This window comes from Streptomyces sp. MGP-P1 (assembly GCF_057766565.1).
Map to the genome: position 1 here is coordinate 1,066,975 of NZ_JBYMEM010000001.1, position 13,527 is coordinate 1,080,501.

The following is a 13,527-nucleotide window of genomic DNA, read 5'->3' on the forward strand; positions in this document are numbered from 1 at the left end:
GCGGGTCTGCCAGGGGCGAACGGTAGCCGTGGGGCGCCGCGGGCGGCGCCTCGCACGATCAAGGGAACAAATGTTCTATTCTGCGGTGAGTGCTACCGAGGAGGCGTCCATGCGCTGGGACAATCTGGTCGAGAAGAACCCGACGGCCGGGAACAGCGCGCTCTTCGCCGCGGACGCGGTGACCACGCGCACGTTCGACACCCCAGAGTTCCGGGGCATCACCTTCCACGAGATCCGGGCCCGTTCGATCCTGAACCGGGTGCCCGGCGCCTCGCGGATGCCGTTCGAATGGACGGTGAACCCCTACCGGGGCTGTACGCACGCCTGTGTGTACTGCTTCGCCCGCAAGACCCACAGCTATCTGGACCTGGACACCGGCATCGGCTTCGACTCCCAGATCGTCGTCAAGGTCAACGCCGCCGAACTGCTCCAGCGGGAGCTGGCCTCCCGGCACTGGCGGGGGGAGCACGTCGCCATGGGCACGAACGTCGACTGCTACCAGCGGGCGGAGGGTAGATACCGACTCATGCCGGGCGTCATCGCCGCCCTGCGCGACCGGGCGAACCCCTTCTCGATCCTCACCAAGGGCACGCTGATCCTGCGGGACCTGGAGCTGCTGCGGCAGGCCGCGGAGGTCGCCGAGGTAGGTGTGTCGGTCTCGGTGGGCTTCACCGACCGGGAGTTGTGGCGGACGGTCGAACCGGGCACCCCCTCCCCCGAACGCCGGCTGGACGTGGTGCGCGCGCTCACCCACGCGGGGATCGGCTGCTCGGTCCTGATGGCCCCGGTCATCCCCTTCCTGGGCGACCGCCCGGAGCAGCTGCGCGCCACCGTCGCCGCCATCGCGGACGCGGGGGCGGCCTCGGTGACACCGCTGGTGCTGCATCTGCGCCCCGGCGCGCGCGAGTGGTACCTGCACTGGCTGGGGCAGCACCATCCGCAGCTGGTGGAGCGCTACGAGCGGATGTACGCGGACGGGGCGTACGCCCCCACCTGGTACCAGCGCCGGATCACGCGTCAGGTGCACGAGCTGGCGGACGAGTTCGGGATCGGCCCGGCCCACCGGGGCGAGGCCCGGCGGATCGGCCCGGCTCCGGCGCCGGCCGACGCACCGGAACCGGGCCCCACCCAGCTGACCCTGCTGTGAGGTCCGAGGGGGAGCCCGGGCGACCGCCCGCAGGGCCGATGGCGTGACCGTACGGGGCGACTCCGCGCGGAACGGGCCCTTCCGCAGGGGTATTCGGGGAGCATGCGGCGGGGACCGGTGATCCGGCGCCGCGTCCCGTCACCCCGGGAGGCCCCATGACGAAACGTGCAGGAATTCTGGTCGCCGTCGGCGCGACCGTCGCCGGTCTGCTGACCGCCGCGCCCGCGCCGGCCGCCGCCACCGCGGCGAGCACGCCGCCCGCCCCGCGACCTAAGTGGACGGACTGTCCGACCGATAGCTATCCGACGCTCCAGTGCGCGAAGGTCAGAGCCCCGCTGGACCACCGACGCCCGTCGGGCCGTCAGATCACGCTCGCCCTGTCCCGCGTCCCGCACACCGCGAAGACCTTCCAGGGCCCCCTGCTGGTCAACCCGGGCGGCCCCGGCGGCAGCGGCCTGTCGATGGCCGGGTTCGTGGCGTCCTCGCTGCCGAAGAAGGTCGCGGCCCAGTACGACGTGATCGGTTTTGACCCGCGCGGGGTCGGCAGGAGCACCCCGGCGCTGAACTGCCTGCCGGGGCACTTCGATCCGGTGCGCCCCGGCACGGTGCCGGACTCCGCCCGCTCGGAGCGGATCAACCGCGACCGGGCGCAGTCCTTCGCGCGGGCCTGCGGCGACAAGCACGGCGACGTGCTGCCGTACATGGACACGGTCAGCGCCGCCAAGGACCTCGACGTGATCCGCCGGGCTCTCGGCTCCCGGCAGATCAACTACTTCGGCTACTCCTACGGCACCTACCTCGGCGCGGTCTACGCCAAGCTGTACCCGGAGCGGGTGCGCCGTCTGGCCCTGGACTCGGTCGTCGACCCGGACGACGTCTGGTACGAGGGCAACCTCGGCCAGAACCACGCGTTCGACGACCGCCACAAGGCTTTCGCCGCCTGGGTCGCGAAGAACGACGCCGCGTACGGCCTGGGCGGCGACCCGGCCGAGGTCGAGGCCGCCTGGTACCGGATGCGGGCGGACGTGGCGCGGGAACCGGCGGGCGGCACGGTGGGCGCGAGCGAGCTGGAGGACACCTTCCTCCCCGGCGGCTACTACAACGGCTACTGGCCCTACCTCGCCGAGGCGTTCGCCGCGTACGCGAAGAGGCGGGACGCCGAGGCGCTGGTCGAGGTGTACGAGAACTTCGGCGCGGTCGACGCGAGCGGCGAAAACGGCTACTCGGTCTACACGGCCGTCCAGTGCCGCGACGCCGGCTGGCCCGAGCACTGGAGCACCTGGCGCAACGACAGCCGCCGGATCCACAAGAAGGCGCCCTTCATGACCTGGAACAACACCTGGTACAACGCGCCGTGCGCGAGCTGGCCGGTGGCGCCGCTGGAGCCGGTCCAGGTGAACAACCGTCAGCTGCCCCCGGCGCTCATCCTCCAGGCCACGGACGACGCGGCGACCCCGTACGGCGGTGCGGTCAGCATGCACCGCAAACTCAGGGGCTCCAGCCTCGTGGTGGAGGAGGGCGGCGGCAACCACGGCATCACGCTGAGCGGCAACGACTGCCTGGACGAGCACCTGGCGGCGTACCTCACCGACGGCACCGTCCCGCGCGGCCGGGGCGAGGCGGACGCGGTCTGCGCCGCCCTCCCGGACCCGAAGCCGCTGCCGGCCGAGAAGGCGGCGGCCCAGTCGGTGGACAACAGCGACGGCAGCCGACTGCACGGCCTGCTGGGCTTCCGCCGCTGAGCGGTACGGGCCCGCCCGCTCACTCCCCCGGCAACCGCCGGAGCGCCGCCGCCGCGGCCGTGCCCAGGCGCGGGTGCGGCAGGGCCGCCGTGAGGACCGGGCGGGCCTGTTCGTCGGCGAGGCGGCCGAGGCCCTCGACGCAGGCGAGGGCGACGCGCCAGTGCGGATCGCCGGGGGCCAGCAGGCGCCGGAGGGTGGAGACCAGGGCGGGGACCGATTCGGGGGCCCGCAGGTCGGTCAGCAGGCGCACCGGGTGCAGGGCGTAGGCGGTGCGCAGGGCGTTGGTGGCCAGAGCGGCGGCCGCTCTCGGGGTGCGGGGGTCGCCCAGCCTGGCCAGGGCGTGGGCGGCGGAGACGCAGCGTTCGGGGTCGCGGTGGTTGAGCAGGAGCACCAGCGCCTCGAAGGCCCGCCGGTCGCCCGCGCAGCCGAGCCGGAAGGCGGCCATCTCGCGGGCCCAGAGGGGGCGGTGCGGCTCCACGAGGACCCGGGCCAGCTCCTCGGGGTCCTCGGCGGCGACGAGCCGGGCGTACTGCGGCGATCCGGCCGCCTCGGGTTCCAGCCGGTCCATGAGTGAACGGAACTCCTCATCCATGACGCTCAGCGTATCGACGGACACGTTCCGTGCGGGTCGGCACCGGGGAGTTCGTGTGGTCCAGCGCACAAGGATCCAGGGGTGGCGCGCTCGTTACTCGCCAGTTACTCTCATCTGAGCGGGACACACTCCCCGCAGGCTCCGGTGGCCTGGTGACGCAGCCATCCGGAGAGCTAGTCGGTTCGGCTTCTCCGTGCGACGTGACCCCGGGACAGGGTCCGTCACCCCACGGCCGGGCGCGCTCACCACGCGACGGCCCCGTGCTCCACGACACGCAGCTTCCGTACGCCACGCGCCGCTCCCTCATCGCCGCGCGTTCCGTGCTCCCCCAGTCGTCACTCACCCTGGAGTCCCCTCATGGACACCTCTCTCTCCACCATCGCCGTCGTCGGCCTCGGCACCATGGGCACCGGCATCGCCGAGGTCCTGGCCCTGGCGGGCCGCGAGGTCATCGGCATCGACGTCAGCGAGGCGGCCGCCCTGGGGGCCGTCGCCTCCCTCGAAGCGTCCACCGCGCGGGCCGTGCGCCGTGGCCGGATCACCGAGCAGGAGCGGACCGACGCGCTGGCCCGGTTCCGTACGTCCGACGATCTGCGCACCGCCGCCGATGCCGAACTGGTCATCGAGGTGGTGCCCGAGACGTACGAGATCAAGCAGCAGGTGTTCCGGGAGCTCGACGCGATCGTCTCCCCCACCGCGATCCTCGCCACCGGCACCAACGCCCTGTCGGTGACCCGGCTGGCCGCCGAGTCCCAGCACCCCGAGCGCGTCCTCGGCCTGCACTTCTTCAACCCGGCGCCCGCGATGAAGCTGGTCGAGGTGGTCTCCTCGGTGCTGACCGCGCCGCCCGCCGTCGAGGCCGTCACCGCGCTCGCCCGGGAGCTGGGCAAGGAGCCCGTCGCGGTCGGCGACCGGCCCGGGTTCGTCGCGGACGGGCTGCTCTTCGGCTACCTCAACCAGGCCGCCGCGATGTACGAGGCGAACTACGCCTCCCGCGAGGACATCGACGCCGCGATGAAGCTGGGCTGCGGGCTGCCGATGGGGCCCCTCGCCCTGCTGGACCTGATCGGCATCGACACCGCCCGCACCGTCCTGGAGGCCATGTACGCCGAGTCCCACGACCGGTTGCACGCCCCGGCGCCCGTCCTCGGCCAGCTCGGCAGCGCGGGCCTGACCGGCCGCAAGGCCGGGCGCGGCTTCTACACCTACGACGCCCCGGGCGGTCAGGACGTGGTGCCCGACGCGTTGACCCCGGCGGCGGACGCCGTCCGCGGAGCCGGGCGCGATGTGGCGTCCGTCGGCGTCGCGGGCTCCGGGACGATGGCCTCCGGGATCGCGGAGGTCTTCGCGAAGGCCGGATACGACGTGGTGCTGGCCGCCAGGTCCCAGGAGAAGGCCGACGCCGCCAGGGGCCGCGTCGCGAAGTCGCTGGAGCGTTCGGTGGCCAAGGGGCGGCTCACCGCCGAGGCCCGGGACGAGACGCTGGCGCGGATCACGGCCGCCGGTTCGCTGGACGCGTTCGCCGAGGTCGACCTCGCCGTCGAGGCCGTCGCCGAGGACCTGGAGATCAAGCGGCAGCTGTTCGCCGCGCTGGACAAGGTCTGCCGGCCGGGCGCGGTGCTGGCCACCACCACCTCCTCGCTGCCGGTCGTCGCCATCGCCCGGGCGACCGCCCGCCCCGAGGACGTGATCGGGATGCACTTCTTCAACCCGGCGCCCGCGATGAAGCTGGTCGAGGTGGTCCGCACCGTCCTGACCGCCGACGACGTGCACGCCACGGTCCGGGCCGTGTGCGCGAAGATCCGCAAGCACCCGGTGGACTGCGGGGACCGGGCCGGTTTCATCGTGAACGCGCTGCTGTTCCCGTACCTCAACAACGCGATCAAGATGGTCGAGCAGCACTACGCCACGCTGGACGACATCGACGCGGCGATGAAGCTGGGCGGCGGCTACCCGATGGGTCCGTTCGAACTGCTCGACGTGGTCGGCCTGGACGTCTCGCTGGCCATCGAGAAGGTGCTGCACAAGGAGTTCCGCGACCCGGGCCTGGCCCCCGCCCCTCTGCTGGAGCACCTGGTCGCCGCGGGGTGCCTCGGCCGCAAGACGGGGCGCGGCTTCCGCGAATATGCCCGTCGCTGACCCGGGAGCCGGATGGGGCGGGCTGCTGGGAGCCTCCGGCGGTCCGCCCCCGCAGGCGCGCCCTCCCGCACCGATGCGTTACGTTCATGCCATGTCCCAGCCCGCCAAGTCACCCCGTGCCACCGCCGCGACCGACGCCCCGGAGACCACCACCGCGGGGACGCGCGCCGCCGCCCAACGGCTCAAGATGCGCCGTGAACTGGCCGCCGCCGCGATGGAGCTCTTCGCGACGAAGGGCTACGAGGCGACCACCGTCGACGAGATCGCGGGTGCCGCGGGCGTCGCCCGGCGGACCTTTTTCCGCCACTTCCGCTCCAAGGAAGAGGCGATCTTCCCGGACCACGACGACACCCTCGTCAGGGCCGAGGCCGTCCTCAACGCCGCCCCCGCGCACGAGCACCCGCTCGACACCGTCTGCCGCGGCATCAAAGAGGTCATGAAGATGTACGCGGCCAAGCCCGCCGTCTCCGTGGCCCGTTACAAACTGACCCGTGAGGTACCGACCCTCAGGGAGGCCGAGATCGCGTCGGTGGCCCGCTACGAGCGGCTGTTCACCCGCTATCTCCTGGGCCACTTCGACGAGCGCGACCACCACGTGGGCAACGACGACCCGCTGCTCGCGGAGGTCGCCGCGTCCGCCGTGGTCACCGCGCACAACCATGTGCTGCGCCGCTGGCTGCGGGCGGGCGGGCAGGGCGATGTGGAGGCCCAGCTCGATCGTGCCTTCGCCATCGTGCGCGACACCTTCGGCACGGGAATCGGCGCGGGCCGGACCGCCGGGGCCGATCCCGAGCGCGCCCCGGCCGCGACGGTGGCCGCGGACGGCGAGGTGCTCGTCGCGGTGGCGCGCACCGACGCCCCTCTCGACGAGGTCATGCGGACGATCCAGCAGGCGCTCAAGGACCGCTGAGTCAGGCGTCCTGCTCGGCCGGGGCCGCCACCGCCGCCTCCCAGGGCGGAGGTGCGGCGCCCTCGCTCCAGGCGGCCAGTTCCTCGGGGCCGTAACAGAGGATGGCGCACTGCTCCGCGTAGTCGAGCGCGGGCCCGGTGAAGCCTCCGGTGGACACGACGAGCGCGACATCCGCCTCGTGGACCGCGTAGCAGGTGCCGCCGAACCGCTGGAGGTCCTGGGAGCCGACCCGGTTGTCCGGCCCGTAGCGCTTGCACTGGACGACCAGGCGGCGGCCGTCCGGGGTGGTCGCCAGGACGTCCGCGCCCAGGTCGCCCGCGCCGCCCACCACCTCGGCGTCCACGCAGCCGTCGCGGCGGCAGAGTTCGGCCACGGCCTCCTCGAAGACGTACGGGTCCAGCTGCGCGTAGTCGACGGGGTGGGCGGTCTCCGGAGGGGCGACGCGGGCCTCGACGCGGGCCTCGACGCGGGCCTCTTCGGCGGCGTCCAGCTCCGCGAGGCCCGCGTCGACGATCCCGTACGCCGCTTCCGTGACGGTCTCGGCGACCCGCCGGGCCCGTCGTCGGCGGCGCAGCACCAGGACGGCCACGACGAGGGCCAGGAGGACCAGCAGCACGGCGACGGCCGGGTGGCGCCCGGTGCTGCGCCAGGCGGCCCGCAGGCCCATCCCGCCGCCCGCGACGATCAGTGCGATCAGCGCGAATCCGAAGGTGGTGCGCCTGAGGTCGAAGGGAGTGCGCCGCTCCCGGACGCTCCGTCTGCGGATCGGTATCGCCATCGGTTCCCCACCCCTGTCTGCTTCTGCGGCCCATTCAAGATCACTTACCTGGACCACCTGCCCCGGGCCGGGCTTCCGACGCGTCGAACCGGAGCCGTTCCGCACGGACACGGCCGAAATTCGCTGGTCCGCCGGTCGTCGCCGTGCTGAGGTGCGCGGATGCGAACCGACGAAGTACGCGACCTGTACGACCGCGCGATGCGCGAGCACGCCCGCCCGGACGGGCCCGGCGTACACGTGGAGCGCGCCGGGCCCGTCGTCCGGCAGGTCGGCGGCCCCGACGACTGGAACGGCGTCGTCTGGTCGGACCCGGAGCTGGACGCCGCGGGGGCCGACGCGGCGATCAGGGCCCAGATCGGGCACTACACCGCGCTCGGCCACGGGGAGTTCGAGTGGAAGCTCTACTCCCATGACCGGCCGGCCGACCTGGGCGACCGGCTGCGGGCGGCCGGTTTCGTACCGGAACCGCCGGAGACCCTGCTGGTCGCCCCCGTCGAAGGGCTGACCGCCCTGCCCGGAGCGGGGCTGCCCGAGGGCGTCACCCTGCGCCCGGTGACCGACGCGGCCGGGGCGGAGCTGATGGCGCTGGCCCACGAGCGGGCGTTCGGCACGGACGCGGGCCGGCTGCGCCACCAGGTGCTGACGCGACTGGAGCGGGCTCCGGACGACTTCGTGGCGCTGGTGGCGATGGCCGACGGGGAGCCGGTCAGCTCGGCCCGCATGGAGCTGTACCCGGGCACGGGTTTCGCCGGGCTCTGGGGCGGCGGAACGGTCGCCGAGTGGCGCGGCAGGGGCCTGTACCGGGCCCTGGTCGCCCACCGGGCCGCCGAGGCCGCCGGGCGCGGCTACCGCTACCTCCAGGTCGACGCGACGGACATGTCGGCCCCGATCCTGGTCCGGCTCGGCTTCACGGCGCTCGGCACGACGACGCCGTATGTGTACCGCCGGACCCAGTAGCCGCCTGCCAGCAGGACAGAACGTCCCGTAACACCCATCGTGTTGCTCATGCGTGCCCATGGGATGACAAGTGAGAGAAATTGTTGGCACTGGGTGCCTTGTCAGGTGTCACGGAGTGCCATACGTTGAAGGTGTCCGGGCGGCCGGCGTGCTGAGACCTCACACGTACGCCGGCTGTCCCCGCAACCACCGTGCTGCGCGCCCGGACGCCTGCGTCACAGGCACCCTTCTGCTCCACCGGGCAGAGCCGAGCTCCACCCCGCCGAACCGACGGCAAACACCTCCACACCGCACCCCCCTGCCAGCAGGGCCCCTCAAGCGTTCCCTCGACGCCGCATCACCGGAGGCAACACCGTGAAGGAAATCCTGGACGCGATCCAATCCGAGGACAGCACCGCCGCGGACTTCGCGGCCCTGTCCCTCCCCGAGTCCTACCGCGCGATCACCGTGCACAAGGACGAGGCGGAGATGTTCGCGGGGCTCGAAACCCGCGACAAGGACCCGCGCAAGTCGATCCACCTGGACGACGTCCCGGTCCCCGAACTCGGCCCCGGCGAGGCCCTCGTCGCCGTGATGGCCAGTTCGGTGAACTACAACTCCGTCTGGACCTCGATCTTCGAGCCGGTCTCGACGTTCAGCTTCCTGGAGCGCTACGGCAGGCTCAGCGAGCTGACCAAGCGCCACGACCTGCCGTACCACGTCATCGGCTCCGACCTGGCGGGCGTCGTCCTGCGCACCGGGCCCGGCGTGAACGCCTGGAACCCGGGTGACGAGGTCGTCGCGCACTGCCTCTCGGTCGAGCTGGAGTCCTCCGACGGTCACAACGACACGATGCTCGACCCGGAGCAGCGCATCTGGGGCTTCGAGACGAACTTCGGCGGACTCGCCGAGATCGCCCTCGTCAAGTCCAACCAGCTGATGCCCAAGCCCCAGCACCTCAGCTGGGAGGAGGCCGCGTCCCCGGGCCTGGTCAACTCCACCGCGTACCGCCAGCTCGTCTCGCGCAACGGCGCGGGCATGAAGCAGGGCGACAACGTGCTGATCTGGGGCGCCAGCGGCGGACTCGGCTCCTACGCCACCCAGTTCGCGCTGGCCGGCGGCGCCAACCCGATCTGTGTCGTCTCCAGCCCGGAGAAGGCCGACATCTGCCGGGCCATGGGCGCCGAGGCGGTCATCGACCGCAACGCCGAGGGCTACAAGTTCTGGAAGGACGAGCACACCCAGGACCCCAAGGAGTGGAAGCGCTTCGGCAAGCGCATCCGCGAGTACACGGGCGGCGAGGACATCGACATCGTCTTCGAGCACCCGGGCCGCGAGACCTTCGGCGCATCGGTCTACGTCACCCGCAAGGGCGGCACCATCACGACCTGCGCCTCCACCTCGGGCTACATGCACGAGTACGACAACCGCTACCTGTGGATGTCGCTCAAGCGGATCATCGGCTCCCACTTCGCCAACTACCGCGAGGCGTGGGAGGCGAACCGGCTGATCGCCAAGGGCAAGATCCACCCCACGCTCTCCAAGGTCTACTCCCTGGAGGACACCGGCCAGGCCGCGTACGACGTCCACCGCAATCTGCACCAGGGCAAAGTCGGCGTCCTCGCCCTGGCCCCCCGCGAGGGCCTGGGCGTGCGCGACCGGGACATGCGCGAGCAGCACATCGACGCCATCAACCGCTTCCGCAACGTCTGAGGTTCTGCGATGAACGAACGTCGGAAGGACCGGCCCTGGCTCATGCGGACGTACGCCGGCCACTCGACCGCCGAGGCGTCCAACGAGCTGTACCGCCGCAACCTCGCCAAGGGCCAGACGGGGCTCTCGGTCGCCTTCGATCTGCCCACGCAGACCGGATACGACCCGGACCACATTCTCGCCCGCGGCGAGGTGGGCCGTGTCGGTGTTCCCGTCTCGCACCTCGGTGACATGCGGCGGCTGTTCCAGGACATCCCCCTGGAGCAGATGAACACCTCGATGACGATCAACGCGACCGCCATGTGGCTGCTGGCGCTCTACCAGGTGGTCGCCCAGGAGCAGGGGGCCGATCCCGACAAGCTCCAGGGGACCACGCAGAACGACATCGTGAAGGAGTACCTCTCACGCGGGACGCACGTCTTCCCGCCGGTGCCCTCGCTGCGGCTGACCACGGACATGATCACGTACACGGTCGACCGTATCCCCAAGTGGAACCCGATCAACATCTGCAGCTACCACCTCCAGGAGGCGGGGGCCACCCCGGTCCAGGAGATCGCGTACGCCATGTCCACCGCCATCGCGGTGCTCGACGCGGTCCGCGCGTCGGGCCAGGTGCCCGAGGAGAAGTTCGGTGACGTGGTCGCCCGGATCTCGTTCTTCGTGAACGCGGGCGTCCGCTTCATCGAGGAGATGTGCAAGATGCGCGCCTTCGGCCGCATCTGGGACCGCGTCACCCGCGAGCGGTACGGCATCGCCGACCCCAAGCAGCGCCGTTTCCGCTACGGCGTCCAGGTCAACTCCCTCGGCCTGACCGAGGCCCAGCCGGAGAACAACGTCCAGCGCATCGTCCTGGAGATGCTGGCCGTCACCCTCTCCAAGGACGCCCGCGCCCGCGCCGTACAGCTGCCGGCCTGGAACGAGGCGCTGGGGCTGCCGCGGCCCTGGGACCAGCAGTGGTCGCTGCGGATCCAGCAGGTGCTGGCGCACGAGAGCGATCTGCTGGAGTACGAGGACATCTTCGCCGGTTCGCACGTCATCGAGGCCAAGGTGGACTCGCTGGTCGAGGAGTCGCTGGCGGAGATCGACCGGATCCAGCAGATGGGCGGCGCGATGGCGGCCGTGGAGTCCGGCTACCTCAAGTCGGAGCTGGTCTCCTCGCACGCGGCGCGGCGGGCCCGGATCGAGAGCGGCGAGGAGAAGATCGTCGGCGTCAACATCTACGAGTCCACCGAGCCCAACCCGCTCACCGCCGACCTCGACGGCGCGATCATGACGGTCGACCCCGAGAACGAGGCCCGCGTCGTGGCCGCCCTGCACGAGTGGCGGGACAACCGCGACGAGACGCGCGCCTCCGAGGCGCTGGCCGCGCTGAAGAAGGCCGCCGCGGGCACCGAGAACATGATGGAGGCCACCGTCGAGTGCGCCCGCGCGGGCGTCACGACCGGCGAGTGGTCCTGGGCGCTGCGGGACGTCTTCGGCGAGTTCCGCGCGCCCACCGGGGTCTCCTCGGCCCCGGTGGCGGTCACCGCCGAACCGGGCAGCACGCTGGCCCTGGTCCGCGAGAAGGTCACCCGCACCTCCGCCGACCTGGGCGTGGGGCGGCTGCGGCTGCTGGTCGGCAAGCCGGGCCTGGACGGGCACTCCAACGGGGCCGAGCAGATCGCCGTACGGGCCAGGGACGCCGGGTTCGAGGTCGTCTACCAGGGCATCCGGCTGACCCCCGAGCAGATCACCGACGCGGCGATCGCCGAGGACGTGCACTGCGTGGGGCTCTCCATCCTGTCCGGGTCGCACGCCGAGCTCGTCCCCGACGTCCTGCACCGGCTCCGCGAGGCCGGGGCCCCGGACATCCCGGTGATCGCGGGCGGCATCATCCCGCCGGCCGACGCCGCCGCACTCATCGAAGCCGGTGTGGCCGCCGTCTTCACCCCGAAGGACTTCGGCATCACCGAGATCATCGGCCGTATCGTCGACGAGATCCGGAAAGCGAACAAGCTCGACCCTCTGGAGGTCCCCGCATGACCACGCCCGCCCATCCGTCGCCCGCCACCGCCCCGGCAGCAAGCGGCTCCGCCGCGCGCTCCTCGGTCAACCGGCTGCGCCCCCGCCGTTCGTGTCTGGCCGTGCCGGGCTCGAACCCGCGCTTCCTGGAGAAGGCCCAGGGCCTCCCGGCCGACCAGGTCTTTCTGGACCTGGAGGACGCGTGCGCGCCGCTCGCGAAGGAGGGCGCGCGCCACACCATCGTGGACGCGCTGAACAACGGTGACTGGAGCGGCAAGACCCGGGTCGTGCGGGTCAACGACTGGACGACGCACTGGACGTACCGGGACGTCATCACGGTCGTCGAGGGCGCGGGGCCGAACCTCGACTGCATCATGCTGCCGAAGGTCCAGGACGCCCAGCAGGTCGTGGCGCTGGACCTGCTGCTGACGCAGATCGAGAAGACGATGGGTTTCGAGGTCGGGAGGATCGGCATCGAGGCGCAGATCGAGAACGCCAAGGGCCTGGTGAACATCGACGACATCGCCGCCGCCTCGCCCCGCCTGGAGACGCTGATCTTCGGCCCGGCAGACTTCATGGCCTCGATCAACATGAAGACCCTGGTCGTCGGCCAGCAGCCGCCCGGCTACCCGGCGGACGCCTACCACTACATCCTGATGCGCATCCTGATGGCGGCCCGTACGCACGACCTCCAGGCGATCGACGGGCCGTTCCTCCAGATCCGTGACGTGGACGCCTACCGCGAGGTGGCCGGCCGCGCCGCCGCCCTCGGCTTCGACGGCAAGTGGGTGCTGCACCCGGGTCAGGTCGACGCGGCGAACGAGGTGTTCTCGCCCTCGCAGGAGGACTACGACCACGCCGAGATGATCCTCGACGCCTACGACTGGTGCACCTCCGAGGAGGGCGGCAAGAAGGGCTCCGCGATGCTCGGCGACGAGATGATCGACGAGGCCAGCCGCAAGATGGCGCTGGTGATCGCGGGCAAGGGCCGGGCCGCCGGAATGCGGCGCACCACCGAGTTCGAAGCCCCGGAGGCCTGATCATGCAGTTCGGACGCACCTTTGAAGAGTTCGAGGTCGGTGCCGTCTACAAGCACTGGCCAGGAAAGACGGTCACGGAATACGACGACCACCTCTTCTGTCTGCTGACCATGAATCACCACCCGCTGCACATGGACAGCAATTACGCGGAGAAGACGACCGACTTCGGGAAGAACGTCGTCGTCGGCAACTACGTCTACTCACTGCTGCTCGGCATGTCGGTGCCGGACGTCTCCGGAAAGGCCATCGCCAACCTGGAGGTCGAATCGCTGAAGCACATCGCGCCGACCTTCCACGGCGACACGATCTACGGCGAGAGCACCGTGCTGGACAAGACGCCGTCGAAGTCCAAGAACGACCGCGGCATCGTGTACGTGGAGACCAAGGGCTACAAGCAGGACGGCACCGTCGTCTGCGTGTTCCGGCGCAAGGTGCTGGTCCCCACCGAGACGTACATCAAGGAGCGCGGCGGCGAGCAGCCCGGCCGCCCGACGCCCGCCAAGTAACCGTGTGCAGCCTTAAGGCCATC

At 71.3% G+C, this 13,527-nt stretch carries 11 protein-coding genes; 9 read left to right on the forward strand and 2 right to left on the reverse strand.

The genetic code is table 11. From position 1 onward, the window contains the following. Nucleotides 1-109 precede the first annotated feature (109 nt). Together AC3CH1_RS04805 and AC3CH1_RS04810 are read left to right on the forward strand one after the other, a co-directional pair. Nucleotides 110-1,147: an Rv2578c family radical SAM protein gene (locus AC3CH1_RS04805; RefSeq protein ID WP_488461705.1), complete on the forward strand. Its 1,038-nt coding sequence runs from the start codon at nucleotides 110-112 to the stop codon at nucleotides 1,145-1,147. A 155-nt stretch (nucleotides 1,148-1,302) separates the two neighbouring features. After that, nucleotides 1,303-2,889, forward strand: coding sequence for an alpha/beta hydrolase (locus tag AC3CH1_RS04810; protein ID WP_488461706.1), 1,587 nt, complete (start codon nucleotides 1,303-1,305; stop codon nucleotides 2,887-2,889). 19 nt (nucleotides 2,890-2,908) lie between these two features. On the opposite strand, the gene AC3CH1_RS04815 is transcribed toward AC3CH1_RS04810, so the two are convergent. Then, nucleotides 2,909-3,481, reverse strand: a complete 573-nt coding sequence (locus AC3CH1_RS04815; RefSeq protein WP_488461707.1) for an adenylosuccinate lyase — start codon at nucleotides 3,479-3,481, stop codon at nucleotides 2,909-2,911. Nucleotides 3,482-3,838: 357 nt separating this feature from the next. On the opposite strand from AC3CH1_RS04815, the gene AC3CH1_RS04820 reads away from it, so the two are divergent. Together AC3CH1_RS04820 and AC3CH1_RS04825 are read left to right on the forward strand one after the other, a co-directional pair. Then, a complete protein-coding gene (locus AC3CH1_RS04820; RefSeq protein WP_488461708.1) occupies nucleotides 3,839-5,620 on the forward strand; it encodes a 3-hydroxyacyl-CoA dehydrogenase family protein in 1,782 nt (593 codons plus the stop codon). A 91-nt stretch (nucleotides 5,621-5,711) separates the two neighbouring features. Next, nucleotides 5,712-6,530 carry a TetR family transcriptional regulator gene (locus AC3CH1_RS04825; RefSeq protein WP_488461709.1) on the forward strand — a complete coding sequence of 273 codons (819 nt, stop codon included), beginning with the start codon at nucleotides 5,712-5,714 and terminating at the stop codon, nucleotides 6,528-6,530. Nucleotide 6,531: 1 nt separating this feature from the next. Here AC3CH1_RS04825 and AC3CH1_RS04830 read toward each other — a convergent pair whose 3' ends face one another. After that, complete coding sequence (locus AC3CH1_RS04830) at nucleotides 6,532-7,308, reverse strand: restriction endonuclease (protein WP_488461710.1); 777 nt, start codon at nucleotides 7,306-7,308, stop codon at nucleotides 6,532-6,534. A gap of 159 nt (nucleotides 7,309-7,467) precedes the next feature. Here AC3CH1_RS04830 and AC3CH1_RS04835 point away from each other — a divergent pair, with 159 nt between their 5' ends. From AC3CH1_RS04835 to AC3CH1_RS04855, 5 genes are all read left to right on the forward strand, one after another. After that, the gene (locus AC3CH1_RS04835; RefSeq protein ID WP_488461711.1) at nucleotides 7,468-8,265 is read left to right on the forward strand and encodes a GNAT family N-acetyltransferase; all 798 of its coding nucleotides are present in this window, start codon (nucleotides 7,468-7,470) and stop codon (nucleotides 8,263-8,265) included. A gap of 354 nt (nucleotides 8,266-8,619) precedes the next feature. Beyond that, on the forward strand, nucleotides 8,620-9,957 hold the full coding sequence (gene ccrA, locus AC3CH1_RS04840; RefSeq protein WP_488461712.1) for a crotonyl-CoA carboxylase/reductase: 1,338 nt from the start codon (nucleotides 8,620-8,622) through the stop codon (nucleotides 9,955-9,957). A gap of 9 nt (nucleotides 9,958-9,966) precedes the next feature. After that, complete coding sequence (locus AC3CH1_RS04845; protein ID WP_488461713.1) at nucleotides 9,967-11,979, forward strand: protein meaA; 2,013 nt, start codon at nucleotides 9,967-9,969, stop codon at nucleotides 11,977-11,979. Continuing rightward, a complete protein-coding gene (locus AC3CH1_RS04850) occupies nucleotides 11,976-12,998 on the forward strand; it encodes an HpcH/HpaI aldolase/citrate lyase family protein (protein ID WP_488461714.1) in 1,023 nt (340 codons plus the stop codon). Before AC3CH1_RS04845 ends, AC3CH1_RS04850 begins: the two co-directional genes overlap by 4 nt. A 2-nt stretch (nucleotides 12,999-13,000) precedes the next feature. Then, nucleotides 13,001-13,504 (forward strand): MaoC family dehydratase, encoded by a 504-nt coding sequence (locus AC3CH1_RS04855; protein ID WP_488461715.1) that lies wholly within the window; start codon nucleotides 13,001-13,003, stop codon nucleotides 13,502-13,504. The last annotated feature ends 23 nt before the right edge of the window (nucleotides 13,505-13,527 follow it).

Bases quoted from the DNA above. Each gene is read 5' to 3' on its own strand.
- AC3CH1_RS04850 (WP_488461714.1), top strand. From the start codon at position 11,976: ATGACCACGCCCGCCCATCCGTCGCCCGCCACCGCCCCGGCAGCAAGC.
- AC3CH1_RS04825 (WP_488461709.1), top strand. From the start codon at position 5,712: ATGTCCCAGCCCGCCAAGTCACCCCGTGCCACCGCCGCGACCGACGCC.
- AC3CH1_RS04855 (WP_488461715.1), top strand. From the start codon at position 13,001: ATGCAGTTCGGACGCACCTTTGAAGAGTTCGAGGTCGGTGCCGTCTAC.
- AC3CH1_RS04810 (WP_488461706.1), top strand. From the start codon at position 1,303: ATGACGAAACGTGCAGGAATTCTGGTCGCCGTCGGCGCGACCGTCGCC.
- AC3CH1_RS04835 (WP_488461711.1), top strand. From the start codon at position 7,468: ATGCGAACCGACGAAGTACGCGACCTGTACGACCGCGCGATGCGCGAG.
- AC3CH1_RS04845 (WP_488461713.1), top strand. From the start codon at position 9,967: ATGAACGAACGTCGGAAGGACCGGCCCTGGCTCATGCGGACGTACGCC.
- AC3CH1_RS04805 (WP_488461705.1), top strand. From the start codon at position 110: ATGCGCTGGGACAATCTGGTCGAGAAGAACCCGACGGCCGGGAACAGC.
- AC3CH1_RS04830 (WP_488461710.1), bottom strand. From the start codon at position 7,308: ATGGCGATACCGATCCGCAGACGGAGCGTCCGGGAGCGGCGCACTCCC.
- AC3CH1_RS04820 (WP_488461708.1), top strand. From the start codon at position 3,839: ATGGACACCTCTCTCTCCACCATCGCCGTCGTCGGCCTCGGCACCATG.
- AC3CH1_RS04815 (WP_488461707.1), bottom strand. From the start codon at position 3,481: ATGGATGAGGAGTTCCGTTCACTCATGGACCGGCTGGAACCCGAGGCG.